This is a genomic window from Paenibacillus sp. JJ-223 (genome assembly GCF_927798175.1).
Lineage (GTDB): Bacteria > Bacillota > Bacilli > Paenibacillales > Paenibacillaceae > Paenibacillus > Paenibacillus hubeiensis.
Genome location: NZ_CAKMMP010000017.1, coordinates 127,100 through 151,619, shown reverse-complemented (window position 1 = coordinate 151,619; position 24,520 = coordinate 127,100). Strand labels below are relative to the sequence as shown.

20 protein-coding genes and 1 riboswitch are annotated in these 24,520 nt (G+C 51.1%); of the genes, 6 read left to right on the top strand and 14 right to left on the bottom strand.

Going from position 1 to position 24,520, the window contains the following annotated elements; genetic code table 11:
• Positions 1-13: 13 nt before the first annotated feature.
• The 6 genes from L6H98_RS25785 to L6H98_RS25760 all read right to left on the bottom strand — a co-directional run bounded on the left by L6H98_RS25785 (position 14) and on the right by L6H98_RS25760 (position 7,976).
• A complete protein-coding gene (locus L6H98_RS25785; protein WP_236420545.1) occupies positions 14-886 on the bottom strand; it encodes a protein-glutamate O-methyltransferase CheR in 873 nt (290 codons plus the stop codon).
• A 73-nt stretch (positions 887-959) separates the two neighbouring features.
• On the bottom strand, positions 960-4,700 hold the full coding sequence (locus L6H98_RS25780; protein ID WP_236420544.1) for a response regulator: 3,741 nt from the start codon (positions 4,698-4,700) through the stop codon (positions 960-962).
• Complete coding sequence (locus tag L6H98_RS25775; RefSeq protein ID WP_236420543.1) at positions 4,697-5,869, bottom strand: fused response regulator/phosphatase; 1,173 nt, start codon at positions 5,867-5,869, stop codon at positions 4,697-4,699. The genes L6H98_RS25780 and L6H98_RS25775 overlap by 4 nt, the downstream gene beginning before the upstream one ends.
• Positions 5,870-6,245: 376 nt before the next feature.
• Positions 6,246-6,590: a general stress protein gene (locus L6H98_RS25770; RefSeq protein WP_236420542.1), complete on the bottom strand. Its 345-nt coding sequence runs from the start codon at positions 6,588-6,590 to the stop codon at positions 6,246-6,248.
• Between the two features lie 279 nt (positions 6,591-6,869).
• Positions 6,870-7,406 (bottom strand): hypothetical protein, encoded by a 537-nt coding sequence (locus L6H98_RS25765; protein ID WP_236420541.1) that lies wholly within the window; start codon positions 7,404-7,406, stop codon positions 6,870-6,872.
• Between the two features lie 63 nt (positions 7,407-7,469).
• On the bottom strand, positions 7,470-7,976 hold the full coding sequence (locus L6H98_RS25760; protein WP_236420540.1) for a DUF948 domain-containing protein: 507 nt from the start codon (positions 7,974-7,976) through the stop codon (positions 7,470-7,472).
• Positions 7,977-8,194: 218 nt separating this feature from the next.
• Here L6H98_RS25760 and L6H98_RS25755 point away from each other — a divergent pair, with 218 nt between their 5' ends.
• Positions 8,195-8,365: a DUF1328 domain-containing protein gene (locus tag L6H98_RS25755; RefSeq protein ID WP_236420539.1), complete on the top strand. Its 171-nt coding sequence runs from the start codon at positions 8,195-8,197 to the stop codon at positions 8,363-8,365.
• 342 nt (positions 8,366-8,707) lie between these two features.
• Entirely contained in the window at positions 8,708-9,220 is a 513-nt protein-coding gene (locus L6H98_RS25750) for a hypothetical protein (RefSeq protein ID WP_236420538.1), read from the top strand.
• 132 nt (positions 9,221-9,352) lie between these two features.
• On the opposite strand, the gene L6H98_RS25745 is transcribed toward L6H98_RS25750, so the two are convergent.
• On the bottom strand, positions 9,353-10,267 hold the full coding sequence (locus tag L6H98_RS25745) for a cation diffusion facilitator family transporter (RefSeq protein WP_290371494.1): 915 nt from the start codon (positions 10,265-10,267) through the stop codon (positions 9,353-9,355).
• Between the two features lie 270 nt (positions 10,268-10,537).
• Here L6H98_RS25745 and L6H98_RS25740 point away from each other — a divergent pair, with 270 nt between their 5' ends.
• Entirely contained in the window at positions 10,538-10,729 is a 192-nt protein-coding gene (locus L6H98_RS25740; RefSeq protein ID WP_236420537.1) for a hypothetical protein, read from the top strand.
• A 127-nt stretch (positions 10,730-10,856) separates the two neighbouring features.
• On the opposite strand, the gene L6H98_RS25735 is transcribed toward L6H98_RS25740, so the two are convergent.
• The 6 genes from L6H98_RS25735 to L6H98_RS25710 all read right to left on the bottom strand — a co-directional run bounded on the left by L6H98_RS25735 (position 10,857) and on the right by L6H98_RS25710 (position 19,591).
• Entirely contained in the window at positions 10,857-12,482 is a 1,626-nt protein-coding gene (locus L6H98_RS25735; RefSeq protein WP_236420536.1) for an ATP-binding cassette domain-containing protein, read from the bottom strand.
• 219 nt (positions 12,483-12,701) lie between these two features.
• Positions 12,702-13,799: an MBL fold metallo-hydrolase gene (locus tag L6H98_RS25730; RefSeq protein ID WP_236420535.1), complete on the bottom strand. Its 1,098-nt coding sequence runs from the start codon at positions 13,797-13,799 to the stop codon at positions 12,702-12,704.
• Positions 13,800-13,856: 57 nt separating this feature from the next.
• Entirely contained in the window at positions 13,857-14,018 is a 162-nt protein-coding gene (locus L6H98_RS25725) for a hypothetical protein (RefSeq protein WP_236420534.1), read from the bottom strand.
• Positions 14,015-15,049 (bottom strand): cytochrome d ubiquinol oxidase subunit II, encoded by a 1,035-nt coding sequence (locus tag L6H98_RS25720; RefSeq protein ID WP_236420533.1) that lies wholly within the window; start codon positions 15,047-15,049, stop codon positions 14,015-14,017. Before L6H98_RS25720 ends, L6H98_RS25725 begins: the two co-directional genes overlap by 4 nt.
• Positions 15,046-16,392 carry a cytochrome ubiquinol oxidase subunit I gene (locus L6H98_RS25715; RefSeq protein WP_236420532.1) on the bottom strand — a complete coding sequence of 449 codons (1,347 nt, stop codon included), beginning with the start codon at positions 16,390-16,392 and terminating at the stop codon, positions 15,046-15,048. The genes L6H98_RS25720 and L6H98_RS25715 overlap by 4 nt, the downstream gene beginning before the upstream one ends.
• Positions 16,393-16,744: 352 nt before the next feature.
• Positions 16,745-19,591: a PAS domain-containing sensor histidine kinase gene (locus tag L6H98_RS25710; protein WP_236420590.1), complete on the bottom strand. Its 2,847-nt coding sequence runs from the start codon at positions 19,589-19,591 to the stop codon at positions 16,745-16,747.
• 417 nt (positions 19,592-20,008) lie between these two features.
• On the opposite strand from L6H98_RS25710, the gene L6H98_RS25705 reads away from it, so the two are divergent.
• Positions 20,009-20,713, top strand: a complete 705-nt coding sequence (locus L6H98_RS25705) for a response regulator transcription factor (protein ID WP_236420531.1) — start codon at positions 20,009-20,011, stop codon at positions 20,711-20,713.
• Positions 20,714-20,740: 27 nt separating this feature from the next.
• Here L6H98_RS25705 and L6H98_RS25700 read toward each other — a convergent pair whose 3' ends face one another.
• A complete protein-coding gene (locus tag L6H98_RS25700) occupies positions 20,741-21,148 on the bottom strand; it encodes a hypothetical protein (RefSeq protein WP_236420530.1) in 408 nt (135 codons plus the stop codon).
• Between the two features lie 207 nt (positions 21,149-21,355).
• On the opposite strand from L6H98_RS25700, the gene L6H98_RS25695 reads away from it, so the two are divergent.
• Positions 21,356-22,498 carry a virulence factor gene (locus L6H98_RS25695; protein WP_236420529.1) on the top strand — a complete coding sequence of 381 codons (1,143 nt, stop codon included), beginning with the start codon at positions 21,356-21,358 and terminating at the stop codon, positions 22,496-22,498.
• 140 nt (positions 22,499-22,638) lie between these two features.
• Positions 22,639-22,854: riboswitch (Lysine riboswitch) on the top strand.
• Positions 22,855-23,043: 189 nt separating this feature from the next.
• Positions 23,044-24,441 carry an amino acid permease gene (locus L6H98_RS25690; protein ID WP_236420589.1) on the top strand — a complete coding sequence of 466 codons (1,398 nt, stop codon included), beginning with the start codon at positions 23,044-23,046 and terminating at the stop codon, positions 24,439-24,441.
• The last annotated feature ends 79 nt before the right edge of the window (positions 24,442-24,520 follow it).

Here is a 24,520-nt window from a genome sequence, read left to right as displayed (position 1 = left end):
AAAACCTAACCCCCTATTTTATCTTCCGATATATTTTTTCTGTTCGGTCCAACGGCTCGTAGGCCTCGCTGAATTCCGTGAAATGCACGGACTCCTTGGAACCCAAAACAAGAATGCCGAAATGGCTCAGGCTTTCGTGAAACAACCCGTGCACGCGATTCCGCAATTCATCGTTGAAGTAGATCATGACGTTCCGGCAAAAAATGACGTTAAACTCGTTAAACGAGCGGTCCGTCGCCAAGTTGTGTTCGGCGAATATGATGTTTTTCCGCAAGAACGGGTGGAACATGACCGAATTGTATTTGGCCGTATAATACTCGGAGAAAACCCCTGTCCCGCCGGCCTCCAAATAATTCGTCGTATACAGCTTCATTTTTTCAATCCCGTATACTCCTTCCTTAGCCTGCTGCAAAGAGCGGTCGTTCATGTCCGTGGCATAAATTCTGGCCTTGTCGTACAGTCCTTCCTCATGCAGCATGATGGCCATGGAATATACTTCTTCTCCCGTCGAACACCCCGCATGCCATATCCGGATATATGGATACGTGCGCAGCACGGGAATGATCTGTTCGCGGAACAGCCGGAACAATGACGGATCTCGAAACATTTCGGTTACAGGAATGGACAGGGTATGGACGAACCGATCGAACGAGGAACGGTCATGGAGAATGCGTTCCTGCAACCCCGATATCGTTCCGACGCCCTCGGCATGGGCATAATGCCATATTCTTCGTTTGAGGGATGGCAGCGCGTAATTTCTGAAATCGTATCCGTACAATCGGTGCATCCCTTCCAGCAGCAGCTGGATTTCGATCAGTTCCCGCTCTTCTTCCTGAGGCATATTTGAAGGGCCCGTTTCCTTCTCCCTTGATTCCCACGATGTCATAATTTTTCTCCACTTCTATGTTTATGGTTGCACGTCATGGTACTGTTGTTTCTTCATTACCCCGTCCTGAGGCCTACGAATACAACCATACCCGCATTAATGACAATAATTGATCGGTCTGGATCGGTTTTTTCACATAATCGGAAGCCCCTGCCTCGATGCATTTGCCGCGGTCGTCCTTCATGGCTTTGGCCGTAAGGGCAATGATCGGCAGCTTCTCGAATCTCGGCATCTGGCGGATTCGCGTCATCGCTTCATAGCCGTCCATTTCCGGCATCATCATGTCCATCAGGACCAGGTCGATGTCTGGATTGGCTTCCAGAATGTCCAAGGCCTCCCGTCCGTTTTCGGCGAAAATGACCTCCATCCGATAGCCTTCGAGAACGCTGGAAAGCGCGAACACATTGCGGATATCGTCATCGACCAGCAATATTTTTTTGCCTTCGAACAATGTCTCCTTGTTATGCAGCTTCTGCAGAATCTTGCGTTTGTCTTCCGGCAGATTGGCCTCGACCCGATGCAAGAACAGCGTTGTCTCATCCAACAGCCGTTCCGGCGATTTCACGTCCTTGATAATAATCGATTCGGCGTATTTGCGAAGTCTCGTCTCTTCTTTGGTATCCAGATCTTTTCCCGTATAAATAATGATCGGCAGGTCATTCAGACCTTCATCGTCCCGAATTCGATCCAGCAGCTCAAAGCCGGTCATGTCGGTCAGCATCAAATCAAGCACCATGCAGTCGTACCGTTGACCATGGAGTTCATTCAACGCATCCTGCCCGGTGGAAACGGCCGTGATCGCTACATCGTCATGACCGATCAGCTCGATGATTGACTTCCGCTGCACCTCGTCGTCCTCAACGATCAGCAATCGTTTCAATTGTTGTTCCGTATAGGATTCAATATGGGAAAAAGCTTTATCCAGCGCTTCCTTGCTCGAAGGTTTTCGCAGGTAAGCAATGGCTCCCATCATTAAACCTTGTTTGACATCATCGATGACGGAAATGACATGTACCGGAATATGTCTTGTTGCGGAATTGCTTTTCAGCTCTCCCAGAATGGACCAGCCGTCCATAATCGGCAATTGAATGTCCAGAATGATGGCGTCCGGCAAATAGTGACGGGCCATTTCGAGCCCTTTGTCCCCCTGCAGCGCGACGATCGCCTTGAATCCGCGTCCTCTCGCCATATCCATCAAAATATGAGCAAATTTCACATCATCCTCGATGATCAGCAATACCTTGTCGCCTGCCGTGATATGCTGTTGATCATCGTCGATGGCCGCCTCGGCTGGCGGGTGTGGAACGTTCCTGCTGATGACAGGGCTTCCTTGTGTCCCCATCAGGCGGTTGTCCACGTTGTTCATCGCGGAGGTCCGGTGCTCGAAAAGCCTTGTTTCGCTTTCCCCCGCCTCCTGTAACGCACTCTCGGCGGAAGGCGCTGCCTCAGCCAATGCCCGATGATCAATCGACTCTGCATTGTTGTCGGGAAGATACAGCGTAAAGGCGCTGCCAACGCCTTCCGCAGATTCCACCTTGATGGCTCCGCCCAGCAAACGCGCCAGTTCCCGGCTGATGGATAACCCAAGTCCCGTGCCGCCGTATTTGCGGCTTGTAGTGCCGTCCACTTGCTGGAAAGCCTCGAAGATCAGATCGGTCTTGTCCGGCGCGATGCCGATCCCTGTATCCTGCACGGTGAAGCTGACGTAATCTTGGTTCGCGTTCAAATATTCCGGAATTTCTCCGGCTTTCAGTTTTTTGGCGATCAGACTGACTTGGCCGCGATTGGTGAACTTGAAGGCATTCGACAGCAGATTCCGCAAAATTTGTTTCACGCGATGGCCGTCCGTATAAATCCAATCCGGCAGATTGGCGTCGAATTCGACGTTCAATCCGAGTTCCTTTTTGCTCGCGACCGGCCCGAAATTTTGTTTGGTGAACAGGGCCAAATCCTCCATGTGGACGGTCTCGTAGTTGATATCCATTTTGCCGGCATCCACTTTGGACAGATCCAGTATTTCATCGATCATCTTGAGCAAGTCCGCACCGGACATGTATATCGTATGTGCATATTCCCGCTGCTTTTCGGTCAGATTGCCGTCCTTGTTCTCGGACAACAACTGCGACAAGATGAGCAAACTGTTTAACGGGGTGCGAAGCTCGTGCGACATGTTTGCCAAAAACTCGGATTTGTACTTGCTTGTCATCGACAATTGCATCGCTTGCTGCTCCAGCTGCACCTTGGTCTGTTCGATCTCGTCGTTCTTCTCTTCGACTTCCCGAACCTGCTCTTCCAGCGCGCGCGTCTTGGCAATCAGTTCGGTATTAAAGTGCTCCAGCTCTTCCTGCTGCCGCTGCAGCAGCTCCTCCGAACGTTTCAGCGCGGCCGCCTGTTCCTCCAGGTTTTCGTTCGATCGGCGCAATTCCTCTTGCTGGGTCTGCAATTCCTCGGATTGCACCTGCAGTTCCTCGGTCAACGCCTGGGACTCGCGCAGCAGTTCTTCGACCCGCAGCCTTCTGCGAACGTTATTCAGGATAACTCCCAGATTGGAAACGAGCTGCGTGAACAGATTTTTTTGAAGGTCGCTAAAACCGTTAAAGGAAGCCAGTTCCACCACCCCGATCAATTCATCCTCAAACACGATGGGATGGATCATGATGCTTGTTGCCTGGGAATGGCCGGTTGCCGACGTGATGCGCACGTAATCCCCCGGGGCTTCTTCAAGCTGGATCGGCCGTTCGTCCAAAGCTACCTGACCAATGAGCCCTTCGCCGATCCGGTACGCTTTTTTGCCTGCTTCGCTCGTTTCTTCAAGCGCATAGACTCCGTAACGCCGGATTTCGTCGGGATGTTTCTCCTCGTCTATCAAATAAACGGCACCTACCTGGGCACCGAGAACCGGGGCGAATTCGCTGATAAACATCTGCGAGATCTGGCGGATGGATCCGATGCCGCGCAGCAGCTCGGGAACCCTCGCGATGTTTGAGTTCGTCCAATTCAAATCCTTCTGGGCCTGTAAATAGGCTTTCTCCACTTCCAGCTTCTCTTCCAGATCGCCGGATACGGCCTTGAGCACTTCGGCGACCTGGCCGATCTCGTCGCTGGATTTCACCCGAATGCGCCGGACCGTCCGGTAATGCCCCTTGCCCAAACTGGCGATCATCATATTAACGGTATTGAGGCCTTTGGTTATGCTGGGCAGCACCCAAAGGATAACTCCCAGAGCCAGCAGCAAACCGGCAATCGTAATCCCCGACGTGATCTGGACCGCGCGGGTATACTGTTCATTGGCCTGGGTAATTTGCGTATCAATCTCCTGATCCTGGTACCGGGAGAGGGCATTCATGCTGTCCATTGCTTCTTGCTGGACCTGCAGCCCGGTCGTATTGCGATATTGGTTCGCTTCCTCCACGCGTCCTTGGGACAACAGGTTGATCTGCCTTTCGGCGTACTTCTCGAACGCGTTCCAAGCCTCCTCCACCCGGTCGACCAGTTGGTGCTCATACGCACTGCCTGCCCGTTCACGCACTTGCGCAAGAAACCGTTCGGCGTCCTCCACCATTCCACCCAGCTGATTGTTGGCCGTACTAACCGAATTGCTAGGGTTGAGCAGCAAATTCGCCAGCACTTTGGCCACTTCGTTCACTTCGCCTCTTATCCCGGTCGAATACCTTACTTTCAGATAACGCTCTTGGTACATCTGGTCCAACTGCTGGTTGCTGTTGTGCAACCGTTCATAACTGACAAACGTCAACACGATCAAAATGGCCATCAGAGCGGTGAATCCGATCAGCAATTTGTTCCTGATTTTCATTCTGTCTCCGCTCCTTTATTTTTCAATGTGATCCATACCAGGCATTTGTCGTCGTCCCGCTCGGGCGGAGCTTCGGTTTCGAAAAACAAGGATTGCATTGCCGGCTCATCCCATTGGTGCGCGCCCTTTAGGCGGGTTTTGAGAAACTCAAGCTGTGTGTCCTGGTCTCCCTGTACCGTCTCCAGCAGCCCGTCCGTATATAAAGCGATATGCCCTTCCCCCTCGTAATGGACCGTCTGCGGGTCAATTTCCATCTTGTCGAACAAGCCCACAGGGCAGCATACGCTGTCGAACGTATCCACAGTCCCGTCTTCCCGGAAAAAAAGCGCCGGCGGATGCCCTGCATTCACGTAATCGATCCGCTTCATTCGTGTATCCACGACCAGATAGATCGCGGTAAAATAGTACTGCACAAGCTGTTTTTCCAAATGCAGTTGATTGAATCTTCGGTTCAGCTCTTGAATGACTTTTTCCGGATCCACATACGTCGTTACGGTATCTTTTAACACGGATGCGATAAACATCGTAAACAGGGACGATGAGATGCCGTGCCCCATCATGTCCAGAAGCAGCACGCCGTAACGTCCTTCTCCCAACGGGTACCAGGAGTACAAATCTCCCGCCAGCTCGAACGAAGGTTTGTAGATCGCATTGACGTGAAATAAAGGATCTTCGATGGCAGGGCTCAAAACAGCATTCTGGACCATCGCTGCCAGCTTCAGCTCATCCTGAATTCGCTGATCGCGCTCCTTGTGCCAGTCCTTCTCCTGCTTCAACCGCAGCGCAAGCCGGATGCGGGCCATCAATTCGACTTTGTTAATAGGCTTGGTTACATAGTCGGACGCCCCGGCGTCAAGCGCTTCGGCCAGCTTTTTGGAATCGCCGATCGCGGTGACCATAATAATCGGAATATCTTTCAGATTATCGTATTTTTGCATGATCCGGCATGCCTCGATGCCATCGATCTCAGGCATCATCATATCCAGCAAAATCAGGTCGATATCCGATGGTTTGGAACGAATCTCGCCTCTCTCTTCGCCAATTCCCAGCACGTCGAACATTTCCATGGCGGAACTTGCGGCAACGACGTCACGATAATTCTCTTTTTTCAAAATCTCTCGAATGATGATGATATTTGTCGGATTGTCGTCAACAATAAGTATGCTCATTAGGATCTCCTTATCTGTGGCGTTCCGTATTTGTCGTTTCGAATCAGGTTATGCAAAGGTCCAAAACATGCATGATTCCACATTTTTCGGGATGGTCAACATAACATTTCCTACTATAACCATAAGCCAAAATGAAGGAAAGTGCATGGAGTGAAACGTTGCCAATCAACATTTTCCAGTCAAAAGAGTGCTTCTATGGAGCAGCTCTTCTCTCTCTATTAATGATATTTTGCGCTATCATGGGCCGCAACCCATATACTCGCAAAAACATAGCTAAGGAATGAGGATACCCCCATTCCTTAGCTATGTTTTTGATAAAGTCCGCTGCAATACCGCTAGCAAACTTATGTTTACGTATCGATGCGGCAGAGCGATCCTACTCTTCCTTTTTAGCGATGACGAGCACCTTGCCTTTGTCCAGCTCGCTCTCGTAGAAGTCGGCCTCTGCTTGGGTGAAGCCCATCGACTCGATTTTCGCTCGAAGTTCATCGCCCCGGGATCTGAACAGATTGGCAATAGAGTCAAACAGTCCTTCTTGCTTCATTCCGATTTCTTTGGCGTCCGCCGTATCGGCAATGCGGTCCGTGCGGTCCTCTTCATGGGCGAGAACGAAGATTTGATCAGCAAGGTAGCCGGCGCGCTGCAGTTCTTTCACTGCTTCTACCGCTTGAACTCCGTTTTCCACCACTTTGGCATATGCTTTTGCGTTGGTTGAATTCATCGTTTCCACTCTCCTCTGAACATCTTCATTTTCGGCCTCTAAGTTGAACCAATGATTTTTACACGGAGTACTACGTGGTCAGAACCATCTTCCGATCGCTGTTATCCCCAGATTTTTTGAATCCCTTTATTTAAGGGGAAAATCCGGTGATAAATGCGAACGCTTTGCTTCTTCAGATTCTTTCTGCCCTCTCCGTTAACGTGTAAATGTCTAGTTCAACATATATAGTATATAAACATGCCATCTTGTATTGAAACATATCATTCGATTCCAAAAAAATCAGGTAACGGATTCATCAAATAAATCAATGCCCAGGATGCGTTCTGTTCCGGGAGCCATATACACTTTTAACGCCCGGTCTCCCCGCACAAACACCTCGCCGTCCTGCGCCTTGGAATAGGGCTGCCCCAGAGCATTCCGAATGGAGTCGATATCCATGTCAATCCATTGTTGATTTAGCATGAAGCGCTTCATGCGGCCTTCGACATGGATGTATTGAATGACATCCTCGTCCTGGCACACCCCGATGCGGGCATCCTCAAAATCAAATTCCGGGCAACCCAGATAAGGATCGTCCAAGCGTTTCAGCGGTTGTCCCTTTCGGGCCATGACGTCGGCCAGTCCGTGATCCAGCGAGATGCCGTTCAACGTCCTGAACGACCCGAACTGCCCGGACCTTTCATCCGCAACGGTAACAACCTCTGTCACCTGCGGCTCCACTGCCGTCCATGACGTTTCGGGGGCAACCGGAAGAGCTGCCACCTGAACGGAAAAGGGAGAAATCACGCCAAACATCAGAAGCATCAGTTTCATCATTATTCTCACCCTCCATCGGTTTCGCTGGTTCACCGTCCTGACGAGTTACCCGAAATCAAAAATTTATTTTCTTATGCGCTGCCATATGTTTGCTGCAAGGTCGACGTATTTGAGCCACTCCTTACCGCCCTTTGCCCCTTGGTTATATGTAGCATCATAACTGTTCACCGTCCGGTCGACAGGCGTTGATGGCTGCTGGGCGGGATGCACGACGGACTTTTGTTCCCGTTCCTTCTCTGCGCGCTTGGTTTGAAACCGCGAAATCATCGTGGTCGACACCTGCTTTGCCGCAGCACTGACTTCATTCAATACGTCTCCCAGGTTTTGCACCGACTCCATGACCGGATCGATCTGCTTCATTTTGTGCTGTACGTCCGCAGTGATGTCATTGGCATGCCTTACCGTTTGTTTTACCTCGTAGCTCAACTCATCAATCGTTGTTCGTACCTCTTGCAGCGTTTGCGAGACATTGTCAAGCGAAGCCTGAGCGGACTTCAATGTACGAATCAGAAAAAACACAAGCACAGCAAATGCCACGGCAATGATCGCCACGCTAATTTGGTAGATCATAATCCAACCTCTCTTTCCTAATTGCAAATCGATTTGTTAATGCTTTAGTTACCCGGCCGTTTCTGCGGCGAAACAATGGCATACGGCCGTTTCTTATCACACCTGCCGCTGCTCGCGTCGTGTGATTCAAGCGCTCTGGGCCCGGTTAAAGACAACTACACAAGGGCAGGGAGAGACTAAACGGCCCTTCCCATTCCAAAATGAAAGGATGATGACTTATGCTGAAATGGTCGGTCGTTTTTCTGATTATTGCTCTGATTGCAGGCATTTTCGGTTTCTTCGGCATCGTTGAAGCTGCAGCTTCCATTGCCAAGGTCCTGTTCTTCGTTTTCGTGGTATTGTTCATCATTTCCCTGATTACGGGACGAAGCGGCATGCGACGAAGCTAAACGGAATACCCGTTTCACTCGCTGTTCATTGTACGCACAAGGCCTGCCATGCTTGGAAAAGCGGCAGGCTTTTGCTGTGCTGCTTCATATGTATTTCCCTCCTTTTCGCTCTATTCCGCTGCCGCTGACCCCATTTGCAAATAGGACCTTTTTGTCATAGCCATCCCGGTTTTATGCCTCTCTGGTACGATAAAGATTCGGACCCACTTCTACCCAAATTTGACCAAAATGACTCTAGAGAATAAAAGAAAGTATTGCTAAAATTGTGATTCACAGGTGACCTTGCTTGGTTACTTTTATCACAGACAACATACTACATATCTAACCGAGGAGGAGTAACAAATGAAAAAAATCGTAAGTTTCGCTGCTGCCCTGACGCTGATGGGTTCCATGGCTGCCGCTGCGGGTGCCGAGGAAGCGGTTACCGGCACAACGACTCCGACAAGTTCCGAAGCAACGACTTCCCCTGCGATTGAGGTGAATGCCCCTGTCGTGGAAACGATCCAAGGCACCGTCGAAACGGCTCCGGGCTCACAAACCGCTTCCGAAGAAAGCGAGGGTGTAACCGGCCAAACTGCGGAGGGTACAACAACGGAAGCATCCACGTCTACGACAGACAAAATGTTCGACGAACCACTTGTTAAACCCGGCGACGAGGTTCAAGCGCCTACGATGCTGCTGAAGCTTCTGGAGCGCACATGGTTCTATGACGCCCCTAATGGCAAGCCGATTGGAGCGTTGGGCACCCAAATTGTCGACACCACAGGCGAAGTCGTGAATGGGTTCGACGGCGGCGAATGGGTTCAGATTTACACATGGAAAGGAAAAGGCTGGATTCACGTCTCCATTCAATAGTATCGTATTATCGTTGGAACGATAAGTCAAAAAGAGGATAGCCGCATTCGCGGCTATCCTCTTTTTCATCATGTATGCGCACCCCATGAAAAAGGGGTTTCAGTTATAGTAAACATCGCTTTGGAATGCCGGTTAGGTTCCCTGGGGAAGATTGTCCATTTTGGGTTCTACATGCACGTGAACATGCATGATATTATGCTTGTGTTTCAGACGTTCCTCGACCCGGTCACAGATTTGATGGCCTTCGATCAAACTGAGCCCGCCGTCCACTTCAATGACGACATCCACGAGCACATGGCTTCCATGAACGCGCGCCTTGACGTCCTTGATCAATTCCACGCCCGGCACGCGCGATACCGTCGTGCGAAGGTCTGTGAGCTGGTCTTGATCGAATCCGTCGGTCAGGCTATGCGTCGCATCCCGGAAAATATCCCATGCGGTTTTGCATATCATTAAACCAACCACGATGGCGGCGACCTTATCGAGCCAAGGCAAGCCGAATTGCGCGCCGACGATGCCCACGGCAGCCCCGATGCTGACTAGGGCGTCCGAGCGATTATCCTGGGCGGCAGCCAAGAGCGCCTGGCTGTTGATTTGCCGGGATAACCGGTAGTTGTAGCGATACACGCCCATCATCACCAGCGCACACACTGCCGCCACTCCGGCGGCCCACAGATTAGGCGCGGTGAACTCCCCCTGATACCAGGATCGAACCGCTTCGAAGAGTACTTGCAGGCCGACCATGGCCATGATGAAGGAAGCAATCAGTGCGGCAACCGTTTCTGCGCGAAAATGACCGTAAGCATGGTCGGAATCCGGCGGCTTTTGGGATATGCGCAATCCGATCAATACAGCCACGGAGGCCACGATATCGGTAAGGTTGTTGAAACCGTCCGCGAGCAAGGCGCTGGAAGCAAATATATATCCACAGATCAGCTTGAAAGTGGACAGCACGAGATAAGCAGCGATGCTAACCCAGGCTCCCCGCTCTCCCTTGCGTATTTCGTCATAAGCGTTCAACTTCAACGACACTCCTTTAACTTTCATAATACGTTGTTCCATGTTATCAAACGAAACTCGTGTGGGTCTACAGAAACAGTGTTGCCAAGCCGCAGTGCTGTAGGGATACCGAAAAAAAGTTGCAAAGCGTCATGGCTGTAAGCTTTGAGAAACAAAGTTTCATTAAGGAAAAATGGACACGTTCCGAATGATCACGCATTTTAACAGGTTGCCCTTGTACAGGCTTCGCAAAACGTATAAAATGGGAGCATCCCGTCCTTATTCGGACGGCTTATTGCAAGACCGGGAGGGATTCACATGAGCGACAATACGAACGAACCGCGCAAGATCAGTTTGCAGGATGCCATACGCCAAAAGCTGGCACAAAAAAAGGAGCAGGCCAAGAACGGCAATCAGGCCGGAGCTTACTTCGAGGGCGGAACCAAAACATTGAAAAGCCAAAACAACAAAAAGCCGAACAATCAGCGCCGCCGGACAGGCGGGTCCTAGCCTCAAAATTCACAATGAACGTTGCTTTTATGGCAAACAAAAAGAAGCGCCATTCTCCTTTCGGAGATTTGGCGCTTCTTTTATTATAAGGCAGAACAGAAATCAATTCCGTTGAAAGACCGATTGTTTACGCTTCGGCAGGGTACAGCTTTTGACGAAGCTCTTTGATTTCATCGCTTTCCAGATACTCGTCATAGCTCATTTGACGGTCAATAATGCCATTCGGCGTAATTTCGATAATGCGGTTCGCGATCGTCTGAATGAACTGATGGTCATGGGACGTAAACAGCATCGTGCCGTCGAAATCGATCAATCCGTTGTTCAATGCCGTGATCGATTCGAGATCCAAGTGGTTCGTAGGCTCATCAAGAATCAGCACGTTTGCGCCGGTTTGCATCATTTTCGCCAACATGCAGCGAACTTTCTCGCCCCCGGACAATACGTTTGCTTTTTTCAGCGCCTCTTCGCCGGAGAACAGCATGCGACCAAGGAAACCGCGCAGATACGTTTCATCCTGATCCTTCGAATACTGACGCAGCCAGTCCACCAAGCTCAATTCCACGCCATCGAAATACTTGGAGTTGTCTTTCGGGAAATAGGCTTGGGAAGTCGTAACGCCCCATGTATACTCGCCGCTGTCCGCTTCCGTTTCGCCCATCAAGACATCGAAAAGAAGGGACTTCGGAAGGCCGTTGGGTCCAACAAACGCAATTTTGTCGCCTTTGTTCACTACAAAGCTTACATCGTTCAACAATGGCTCGCCTTCCACCGCTTTGCTGATGCGATCGACGGTGAGCAGCTGCTTCCCGGCTTCGCGTTCCGGCTTGAAGTTGATGAACGGATATTTACGGTTCGACGGACGGATGTCGTCCAGCGTAATTTTATCGAGCTGTTTCTTCCGGGAAGTTGCCTGCTTCGATTTCGAAGCGTTCGCGGAGAAACGCTGGATGAATGCCTGCAATTCCTTGATTTTTTCTTCTTTCTTCTTGTTCGCGTCGCGTTGCAGGGCGATCGCCAACTGGCTGGACTCGTACCAGAAGTCATAGTTTCCTACGTACAACTGGATTTTGCCGAAATCGATATCCGCGATATGCGTACACACTTTGTTCAGGAAGTGACGATCGTGGGATACGACGATAACGGTGCCTTCATAATCCATCAGGAAGTTCTCGAGCCATTGGATGGACTCCAGATCCAAGTGGTTGGTAGGCTCATCGAGCAACAGGTTGTTCGGACGGCCGAACAGCGCCTGAGCCAGCAGGACACGGACTTTTTCGTTACCGCTCAGCTCTGCCATTTTTTTGTCATGCATGTCGCGGTCAATGCCAAGGCCAATCAGGAGTGCAGCCGCATCCGGCTCGGCATCCCAGCCGTTCAATTCCGCGAATTCACCTTCCAGTTCACCCGCACGCAAGCCGTCTTCCTCAGTGAAGTCCGCTTTGGCGTAAAGCGCATCTTTTTCCTTCATGATGGAGTACAGACGGCTATGACCCATGATTACCGTTTCAAGAACCGGGTACTCATCGTATTCGAAGTGGTTTTGCTTCAATACGGCCATGCGCTCGCCTGGGGTGATGTGCACCTCTCCCTGGTTTGCTTCGATTTCGCCTGACAAAATTTTGAGGAACGTTGATTTGCCGGCCCCGTTGGCGCCGATCAGGCCATAGCAGTTGCCTGGCGTGAATTTGATGTTCACGTCTTCAAAAAGTGCACGTTTTCCGTAGCGGAGCGTGATGCCGCTTGTACTGATCATTAAGCATTACCATCCTTTTTATTTGTTAATCTGCATATTGCATGAATAGCAGCTCGTATACTTATGGATTCAATGACCCTAAGCCTATTCCGGCACCATATTATAACACAAAAAAACGGCTAATTCGAAGATTGGCCGCTTTTTTACGCATTAAATATTTGGCATGGGACTGTTTCCGGTTCAGATGAACCATAAATCCATGTTGATGTGGAAAGAAAATCAGGTTTGCTCGTCCTCGCCATGGCGAATGCGCAGCGTCTCGCCGTGACCGAGAACCTGAATGCGCTCGGCGGCGATGCCAAGGCGCTGCCGTTCGGCTTCCAGGCGATCCAGCGCCTCCCGCGGCGTATCGTCTGCCAGCCTGAACGTGCCGTAATGCATCGGCACCATCAGTTCGGAACCCGTTTCAACGAACCCCTGCAGCGCTTCTTCCGGCGTCACGTGCTGGGACGTCATGAACCATTCGGGTTCATAGGCCCCGATCGGCATAAGAGTGATGTCGATGTCGAAACGTTCTCCGATCGTTCGAAAACCGGGGAAATATCCGGTATCCCCGACGAAATAAACGGTGGGCGGAGATACGGAAAAGTGGTGGGCTGCTCCGCCTTCCGGTTTGCGAATGCCGCCTTTATTCCGGTGCTCTCTTGAACCCGATCCCGCTGACGTTCGAGGGCTCCCCTCATTCGAAGCTTTAGCAATCGCGCTTTCCGCTGCTGCAGGCGAAACCGTCGCAGCGCTCTCCAGAACATACCCGCCCCAATGGGAAGTATTCGTGTCGAACAACGTGCGGCGCGTCCAGTGCTGGGCAGGCACAAACGTAATTTTCACGCCGCCGACGGACAGATGCTCCCACCATTTCAGTTCGTGGCAGCGGTGAAACCCCTTGCGCACCATTTTTCTTTTGAGTCCGTCCGGCACGATCAGCAGCGTTTTGGCGGACACCAGTTTGCGCAAGGATGCCAAATGCAGGTGATCATAATGAGAATGGGAGATCAGCACCACATCCAGCGGCGGAATGTCCCGGATCGGAATGCCCGGAGGTCCAAGCCGACGCTGGAACCCCATCTTTTCGGCCCAAACCGGATCGGTGACGATGTTCAGACCGTTATATTGAATGAAAAAGGTGGAATGCCCCACCCACGTCACCGTTGTCTCTTCCCGGTTGGCATGCAGGAAATCCAGGTCAGGCGGGTGATGCGGCACCTTGAACGTATAATCCTTCGACTTTCTGCGCCGTTCCTCCCTCCACTGCCTGAATTCCTTCAACGTTTTGTCTGTGCTTACATTATCCAGATTGTTATAGCGGATTTTAGGCATGAAAGGACCTCCTCCCTTCACCTATTTTAACCCATATTTCGCCGAATTGAAAAAAGGCTAGTCCTTCGGATTGCCGCTTGCCGCCATATAGATGAACAAAAAAGCGATCGCTGCGACGATAATAAGCGGCGGAGCGTACATGATCGTGAACGTTTCGAAAAAACTTAATCCCGTTACGCCCGGAATGCCGGATACGCCTTCTGCATACATCGTATTCATCCTTTCTTTTTCCCCGCTCGGCCTCGCACGTAATCGGCATCGAACAGGAACAGTCTCATGATCAGCACCAGCGACGGAATCAGCACCAACAGCCCCAGACTGAACGCGGTAATCAGCGCGATTCCCATCGTGCGGTTCGTGAAGCTGTCGTAAATGTTAACGTACGGATACAGGATGTAGGGCAAATGCGAGCGGCCATACCCGTACCAGGCAAAAGCAAACTGCAGCATGACAGCTACGAAGCACCACCCCATGTACTTGCGTTTCCATACGAGTGATACCGCAATGACGAAGCAGACGAAGGAGGCAATAAACATCCATGAAATGCCCAGCATGTTCTGAAAATGCTGCGGGTTCTGCTTGTTGATTTGCAAAAACGCCAGAAAGCTGGCAAAGATGGTAGGCAGGCTCCATAGTAAGGCATATTCCCTCAATACTTCAAACGCTGTCTCATCTTCCGCCCTCTTGGCGTAGTAGGACAGGAACATGGCGGAAATATAAAGCACGCTCACCAATGCCAACAGCACGACAGACCATGTGTAAGGATTGGTCAAAAATTCGCCCCAGCTAAACAAAACCCTCTCTCCCGACTGCTCGATAATGCCCCCTTCGGAGATCGCCAAAATGGTGGAGAACACGGCGGGAATCAGCAGCCCTGTCGCCCCATACAAGGCCATGTATATCCGGCTGTTCTGGCCGTTGTTTCCATAGGTGTTATAGGCGTAATATACGCCGCGAATCGCAAGCAGCACGATGGCAAGCGAGCCGGGCACCAGCAGCGCAGTTCCATAGTAAAACGCGCTGTCCGGATAAAATCCGACCAATCCGACCACGAAAAAGATGAGAAAGACGTTCGTCACTTCCCACACCGGCGAGAGATAGCGCTGTATGATGTTGTGGATTTTATTCTCATGCCCGGAGAGCACACTGTAAAAGCTGAAGAACCCTGCGCCAAAATCGATCGACGCAACGATCAGGTATCCGAACAGAAATGTCCACAAAATCGCAATGCCCGCAATTTCAAAGCTCAATGCACGATCCCTCCCTCAAGCCCGAGCGACTCCAGCTCCTTCTCCGCTTCCTTGTTGCGAAACAGCTTGCTGAGGACACGGATGCAAGAGAAACAAAGGACCAGATACAGCAAAATGAACAGAACAAGCATCCAGCCTACGGAAGTGGACGTCGTGGCAGCCTCGGATACCTTCATGTATCCGCGCAAAATCCACGGTTGGCGTCCAACCTCCGCGAACATCCAGCCGAGCTCGATCGCAATCATCGCTAGCGGTCCCAGAAACACGATGCCCATGAGCAGCCATTTCGGATACGGTTTGCGTCCCGGAAGCCAGCGCCGAAACACGTACAGGACAGGAATCAGGAAAATGATCACTCCTGTCGTCACCTTCAAATCGAACATATAGTGAATCGAGAGCGGCGGCCTCAGATCGGCCGGATACTCCTCAAGCCCCTTCACTTCGGTATCCGGCCGATTTCCGGCAAGGATGCTTAGCGCGTAGGGAATTTCAAGCGCATACTTGACTTCATTGTTCTCGTCCAATATGCCTCCATATACGAGCGGCGCTTCTTTCATCGTTTTGAAATGCCATTCGGCCGCGGCCAGCTTCTCCGGTTGGTATTTGGCCAGAAATTTGCCGGAGGAATCCCCGAGCATAATAGTGCTGACGGCAAATACAAGTGCGCTGACGGTCGTCAGTTTCAATGCCTTTTTATAATAAACATGGCCCCTGCCCCGCAGCATGCTGAAAGCGGCAATGCCTGCAAGCAAACCCGCGCTGAGCGTATAGGAGGATGCAAGCACATGGGTTACCTTGGTTGGCGTAGCGGGATTCAGCATGGCCGCTATAGGATGAATGTCCTTCATGATGCCATCGATCAGGGTGAAGCCCTGCGGCTGGTTCATGAACGAATTGACGGTAGTGATAAAAATGGCCGATGCCGACGAACCGAGCGCAACCGGGATGAGCAGCAGCATGTGCGTGTATTTATTTTTGAAACGATCCCAGGTGTACAGGTATATGCCAAGGAATATCGCCTCTATGAAAAAGGCGAACGTCTCCATGAACAGCGGCAGGGCAATCGCCTGTCCCGCCACCCGCATGAACATGGGCCATAACAAGCTGAGCTGCAATCCAATCGAGGTGCCGGTTACTACGCCGACCGCTACGGTGATGACAAAGCCTCGCGCCCACCTGCGGGCAAGCAGGGTGTAGTGCACGTCGTTCTTGCGCAATCCGCGCCACTCCGCAAGAGCGATCATGAGCGGCACGCCAACGCCGATCGATGCAAAGATAATATGTACAAACAGGGTTAATCCGGTCAATATCCGGCTTAGCAGAACAGGGTCCAGCGTTGTCATCAGGGTGACACTCCTCACTGTTAGTCAATGATAGGTTCCGGGCATCGCCCTTCTTCCTTCGAACAACTAATAATTCATGATGCGAATGATGCTCTTCACCACGGCGTAAAGTACGACGACCGCGGCAACCAGACAAACGATCACAAGCGTTTTCTCTTCTTTGCGAAACATATCACGCCTCCTCCCTTTAACGGATGCGAATGTCGTTTACCTATACCGTTTGCAAAAGATTCCTTTTTTATCCGCTTTTATCCGCGAATGTGAAAACTGACACAAAGAAGCCTTAACCGCTACTTGAATGCGATGCATCCAGTAGGGTTAAGGCTTTATTATCCCGTCAGCCGTCAATTATTCATACGAGCGCCTCTTGTTTGGGAAGCCGGACCTTGAACGTGCTCCCCTTGCCTGGCGCAGACATCACCGTCAGCTTCCCATGGTGATCTTCCACGATTTTACGCGAAATATATAACCCCAGACCCGTTCCGCCAATCTGGCGATGGTCCGAATTGTCCACCCGGTAAAACTTCGTAAACAGCATGTCCTGCACCTCTTCGGCAATGCCGATGCCGTAATCCCTTACATCGATGCATAACCACTTCTTCTCTTCCCATAACGTAATATCGATGCGATCGGCACCAGGCGAGTATTTGACCGCATTGCCAACGAGGTTGTGCAGCACCTGTGCCATCCGGTTCTGATCGGCATAAGCGAAGAAGTCCCCGTTAAAGGCATGCACATATATGCGTTGTACTGATTTGATGTTCCACTGTTCGGCCACGCCCTCCACCAGTTCCAGCATAGGAACATAGGTCATGTGATAGGTCAAGCTTCCGTTATCCAATCGTTGGATATCCAGCACGTCATCCAGCAAACTGCTGAGCCGGGCCCCCTCGGACGTAATTTTCCCTAAAAATTCAAGGCGCTGCGAGGCGGGAAGATCATACAGCATCATCAGTTCCACATACCCCATAATAGTGGCGACTGGCGTGCGAAGCTCATGTGAAACAACGCTGATCAGCTCGTGCTTCATGCGGTTAAGATGTTCTTCTTCCGTCCTGTCCCGGAACACCAGCAGGAAGCCATGGTTTCTGCCGGGTACGTCAATCTGTTTCATATATAGAGAAAAAACACTTTTGGACGCATTATCCAGAACAAATTCGGTTTCCGCAAAAGCCTGCTCGCCTTTCAGAAACGCGCGCGTCTGATCGAGCAGGTTGAAATTATCCGTGAGCACGGACCGCTCAATGGACAGGGCCAGATCTTCGATGGAGCGTCCAAGGAAATCCCCCAAACCGAACATCTCCTCAATACGGCGATTGACGATCGTGATCGTTCCAGACCGGTCGGACATGACCAAGCCTTCGCGGACCGATTCAATGAACTGCTCGCTGATGTCGCGCTGTTCCTGAATGGCCTGTTTCTCGCGCACCAATTCGGCGTTCAGCTGTTCCAGCGCAAGCGCATCGCGCACGCGGTCCTCTTCAGCTCTTGTTCGCTCGGTAATATCCTTGATAAACAGATTGTATAATGACTCTTTGTTGCCTAAGCGAATCTCGACAATTTTGTATTCGATCGGAAAAACGGATCCGTCGCGCCTGATGCCGTAAATTTCCTCGATGTGGGTATGCCGCTTGCCTGTATTAAACTCGCGACGTTCAAGCTTTTGCTTGATTTCATCGCAAGTGGCTCCCTGAAACAGGGAAGGGGCATTTTTCTGATATACCACGTCTTCCCTCCGCAGCCCGAACATGCGCTCGGCCTCGGGATTGAACTCAATGATTTTTCCGCATGCATCGACAGCAATGATGGCCTCGATGGATGAATCTACGATGGCCCGCTTGATTTCTTCGCTGTTTCTCAGTTCCTTGGTACGCTCCCTTACACGGTCCTCCAGCGTTATCTTGTCCTGGCGAATCTGCTCGAACTGCTCAAGCAGCACGTCGGACATTTTGCGCAAGTTGCCGATCAAAATCTGGACTTCCGTTACATGGCTTATCGGCCATTTCATTTCCCCTTGTCGAATCAGCAGTCTGGAGAGTGCACTCGTCATAAGCGTAATCCGTTTCAATGGGCTTACGACTTTTTTGCTGATCGGCGCGGCAATGATCATGGATATCAAAATAATGACCAACAGGGATTGGATCGTGGTCAGATAGATTGATGCAATATGAGGATAAAACTTGGAAGGGCTTGACAGTACGATAAGACGATAGCCCTCGGCCGGCGCCTGCCATTTCTCATTGATGAAAACCGCCTGCCTCCAGTAATCCAAAATATCGCTGGATGCCACGGCATCCGAGAGTAACAAGGGGTCGCCCCCTGCCTGCAAAACGCGTTCCTGCTTCGCTGGCAATGCTGCACCAACCGGGTAAAGCTCGGAGGACGAACCCACCACACGATCGTCTGATCCCAAAATGATGATGCCGACATCCATAAATTCGCTATATTGCCTCAGGGTTGATTGCAATTGTCCCGAGGGAACCACTGGAACCCCCACTTTCTTGTCAATCAGATCGGTAGCATGTCTTAGGCTGGTCACAATGGCATCCCGAATTTGATCCAGCTGTCTGCGGCTATCCGCCGACAGCAGTACAAGTGAAACGGATACAACAAAGGCAACCACGTATTTAAACGCGATTCTGTGAAGAGGGATCGCGCCCGCACGCTTCATTGGATGCTCGCTGTGCGTAATCCAGAAGTCGACGACGATTCCCGCCAATAGCGCATTCACCATACCGACCAGAGCGGCATGCATATACGCAAATCTCAACTCATCCATTTCCATACCAAAGACAAAGTGGCCGAGACCGACAATCGGCAAAAACAACACTAGCCAAAACGTGGCGTTGGCCGTCATCATGCTGCCGTTTTTCCAACGCTTTTGCCACCCCAGCATCCAGATGAATTCCAAAGCATGGATCGCTGCACCGACCCAAATGCTGTAAGGCATGTCTAAGAGGAGACATTTTAAACCGAAAATGCCCACCAAAGCCATGCCGCCATACTTTCCGCCATGCAGGCGCAAGGCAACAAGCACTGCCGCACCGCCGAGCATCAATTGAACGCCGTAGAACATCGTGATGGCGTATACGCTGCCCAATGTACCCAGCACAACGAGCACCATCGTGGCGATCCAAGGAATGCGCAGCCGCGACAGCGTCCAATCCAGCACCGTTTTTCCGATTTTTGTACGAATCATAGGCAATGTTTGGCCCAACCTATCATTTTACGTCTATTTTTTAGCAACTTCGTTTCCTCCCCATGCAAACAAACTGTTTCATTAACGCCCTATTTGACGAAAATACGTTAGGCTTCCGAATTGCGCTTGATTTGTCGAGTGTTTTTCGGAGTTCCCTTTTCTTCTCCAAATCGTTCTGATCCATTATACTGTAAATATGACATGGCATAGTTTTGGTAAATGTTGATGGATTTGCAAAAACTTCATACATGATAAAATGTTGAATTTGCGGTGCGTGGAATTGGGACAAGTCATCATATATACATGTACATGGGATGACCAAAACCGATCCGTACTCCATGCTTCGGCAATCTCTAACAAACTACATCCATTGGATTCCGTGTTTCTTTATAAATTTCCACCAGGAGTGTGACCTCTATGTCTATCAAAGTACTTCTTATAGAAGATGAAAAAAATCTTGCCGACATGATTGCTTTCTTTCTTGAGGAGGAAGGATACATTACAGAACGGGTTCATCATGCCCGCGAGGCACTTCAGCTTTTCCCCCGATTCCAGCCGGATATCGTCGTGACGGATCTGATGCTGCCCGAAACGGACGGAAATGCGCTGGTGGATGCGTTTCGTCAGCATTCGACCGTTCCGATTCTCATGATTTCGGCCAGCACGATGCTGAATGACCGTCTCAAGGCGCTTCATAACGGTGCCGATGACTTCCTGTGCAAACCGTTCAGCCTTAAAGAGCTGGATGCGCGGATCAAGGCACTCTTGCGCAGGTCTGCTCTCTCTTATTCGGGGAAAACGGTTCAAGACAGCAAGGAAGACACGCCAACGAATGCCGGTCATGTCAGTGTGAACGAGTATAGCCGAACGCTGTTTGTGGACGGAGAAGAAATCGAGGTTACGCACATCGAGTTTGAAATCATGAAAGAGCTGTATAAAAATCCTGGCAAAGTATTTACCCGCAACGAGCTGATGGACCGGATCAAAGGTTCGGAACGGGCATATCTGGACCGAACCATTGACGTCCACATTTCAAGCCTGCGCAAAAAAATCGAGCCTGATCCCAAAAAGCCCCGTTACATCAAAACGGTGTGGGGCACGGGATACAAATATGTCATATAGCCCGTTTGTTGAAAGAGCCTGTTTGATTCATTTCGCTCTGGCATTCCCATGTTCTTGCGAAAGGTTCTGTCTGTTTACGGATTCAAGCCATTTCCGCATCTCTGACGCCATTTGCTGAGGATGTTGCACGTCCCAAAGAAACATTTTCATCGGTCCCGCACCCGTGATTTGCTGAAGATGGCGCTTGCGAATCATGGATTGAAAATCCGTAACGATCAACAATGGAACGTCCGGCATGAAAGCCCTGATCGCATTGGATGCCGAAACGGCCTGACCCGACTCCTGATAATCAATGATACAATAACGAGTCGTGTCCCACCCGGATTTAGGGCTCTCATGCGAGTCCTCTCCTTCCATCCAGTTCTCAAGCTGTTCCATGATGTCGTCAAACGCAATACCGCGACTTTCGTCGGAGAGCACTGTAATGGATCCCATCGATTCATAACCTCCCGTAAAGATATTACACTATTGTGTCATGGTTGGTTTAAAAATGTTTGTGCATGATCATGAAAGAAGTGTTAACAAAATTCGCAATCTTCACATATTTCGCAGTTTGCACCCATTCATGTAAAATAGAGATATCCCTTTTTTGGGACAGGCATTTTTAAATCATTACCACACGGTACAGGAGGTTTATACCCTATGAATATTGTGTCTGTTGAACCGACACCAAGTCCGAATACAATGATGCTTCGTCTGGACGAACGTCTGGAGGACGGTATCCGCCGAACGTACACGCTGGATAATGAGCGCTCGGCGCCTGCCTTCATCCGGCAAATGCTTCACATTCCCGGCGTGAAAAGCGTTTTTCATACAACCGATTTCGTGGCCCTGGACCGTAAAGGCAATGCCGATTGGGCCGCCATTCTGGGCGAAGTGCAGAGCCGTCTTGGCCAGGAAGGGCTTGATCTGGAATGGATCGAATCCGAAGACGCAACCGGCGAACATTATGGCGAGGCCCAGGTATTTGTACAGTTTTTCCGGGGAGTCCCTATGCAAATCCGCGTAAAAGCCGGTGCGAAGGAGGAGCGCATCTCGCTCTCTGACCGATTCGTGCAAGCGGTGACCGAAGTAGCCAGTGCCACACTGATCAAAGAACGCAAGTTGACGGACTATGGCGTTCGTTACGGCGAGCTGCCGGATATTGCCCGTGAAGTGGAACAGGAGATTGAAGCGGCATATCCGCCGGAACGGCTGAACCAAGTCATTAAACAAGCGATCGAGCATGGCACCAAAACGGAGGAGTTCGTTGAACGTCGCCGGCAGCTCGAGGGCGCAGAACTTGAACAAGCGCTGCGCGACGAAAACTGGAACGTTCGTTATGCCGCATTGGACGGCATGGAACCTACACCGGAGCGGCTTCCACTCATCGCACAGGCACTTGAGGACAGCAAAATGCAGATTCGCCGCCTGGCTGTCGTATATCTCGGCGATATTCGCACCCCTGAAGCCATGGAACTGCTGTACAAGGCGCTTAAAGACAGCTCCCCGGCAGTTCGCCGCACGGCGGGAGACACGTTATCCGATATCGGCGACCCTGCGGCGACTCCGGCCATGACGGCCACCCTTACCGACAGCAGCAAGCTGGTCCGATGGCGCGCCGCCCGTTTCCTGTATGAAGTGGGTACGGAGGAAGCGGAAGAGGCACTGCGCAAAGCTGCCGATGATCCGGAATTCGAAGTCAGCCTGCAAGCCAAAATGGCACTGGAGCGCATCGAATCGGGAGAACAGGCCGCAGGCACCGTATGGCAGCAAATGGCCGGACGCCAACGGAAAACCGAATAGTTTGTGCCCATTCCAACTTTTGTTATTGCGCTCGAAATCGATGAGCGTTATACTGAATGTCTGTTTGGATTATAGAACATCGTCTGTCATGTTCTGTTGTCAATAATTGCATACACATGTAGATACGCCTCATCCATGAATGGTGAGGTAGAGGTCGCGGATGCAATCAGTAAGCTGAGCGAGGCGTCAGGAAACCGCCGATGAACTCAGCCGAAAGGTGCATCCGCCGAAGCTTGCCGGACGTTTCCGTTCGAGATCCGGCAGAGCTGGGGCTGTCGCCGAAAGGCACAGAACTGTCACGGAACGATTATTATGCCGCATTGGCATGAATTGTTCCGTGTTGAGCTATCTTAAACATCAGGGACAAGGTGGATTTTGGACGATATAAGACCGCCGGCTCAGAGCCTGTGGTCTTTTTTCATGTATTTGCGCCATTGATTCAGTTCATTATCAGTACGCGAAATGAAGGAGTGTTTTCATTGCAAGACCGCGACAAACAAGGTGCGGCCGGTTCTTCCTTGAAGAAAGGGTTGCGCGCAAGACATATGACCATGATCGCCCTTGGGGGCTCTATCGGTACGGGGCTGTTCCTGGCCAGCGGTACGGCGATCTCAACTGCAGGACCTGGCGGAGCGTTAGTCGCGTACGCGGCTGTGGGCATCATGGTGTATTTCCTGATGACCAGTCTGGGAGAACTCGCCACGTTTATGCCGGATTCCGGCTCATTCAATACGTATGCTGCCAAGTTCGTCGATCCCGCCCTCGGCTTTGCCATGGGATGGAACTTCTGGTACAACTGGGCGGTCACGATCGCTGCGGAGCTCGCAGCGGCGACGGTGCTCATTAAATATTGGTTCCCTGACAGCAATTCCATGCTGTGGAGCCTGTTGTTTCTCGTCCTGATCTTCGCACTTAACGTTTTATCGGTCAAAGGTTACGGAGAATCCGAGTACTGGTTTGCCATCATCAAGGTTGCCACGGTTATCATTTTCCTAACGGTAGGCGTGCTTATGATTTTCGGCATTCTGGGCGGAGAAGCGGTCGGATTTTCCAACTTCACCGTAGGAGATGCTCCATTTAGCGGCGGTTTCTTTGCCGTTTTGGGGGTGTTCATGGCTGCCGGCTTTTCCTTCCAAGGCACGGAACTGATCGGGGTTGCCGCCGGAGAGAGCGACAATCCGCGCCAAAACGTGCCCCGCGCCATTCGCCAGGTATTCTGGCGCATCTTGATATTTTATATTTTGGCAATCACCGTGATCAGCCTGATCATTCCGTACACACATCCCAATCTGCTCAAAAGCGATCTGGAAAACATCGGAGTTAGCCCGTTCACGCTTGTGTTCGAAAAAGCAGGCCTTGCCATCGCCGCTTCGGTGATGAACGCCGTTATATTGACCTCCGTGTTGTCCGCAGGCAACTCGGGCATGTATGCTTCGAGTCGAGTGCTTTATGCCTTGGCACGGGATGGCAAAGCCCCGAAGTTTCTAGGCCGGTTGAACAAAAGAGGCATTCCGATGAATGCGCTCCTGGTTACGACCGCGGTCGGAATGCTCGCTTTTCTCGCTTCGCTGTTCGGAGACGGCATCGTGTACACTTGGCTGCTTAACGCATCGGGCATGTGCGGGTTCATAACGTGGCTGGGTATCGCCATCAGCCATTACCGCTTCCGGCGGGCTTATGTGGCTCAAGGCAGAGACTTGAATGACCTGCCATATCGTGCGCGCTGGTTCCCGTTCGGTCCGATTTTTGCGTTTGTGCTGTGCATCATCGTCATTCTGGGACAGAACTACCAGGCCTTTACGGGTGATCGGATCGACTGGAACGGAGCACTCGTGGCTTACCTGAGCTTGCCGCTTTTCCTGATCCTATGGCTGGGGTATAAATGGATCAAGAAAACCAAAGTGGTTCCGCTTCAGGAATGCGACTTCACTTCCAACGATTAAGATCATCGTAGCGCAGCTTGAACGGCTGCTCTAATAAAATACAGGCAGCATCCTCTCTGACTGGAGAGAATGCTGCCTG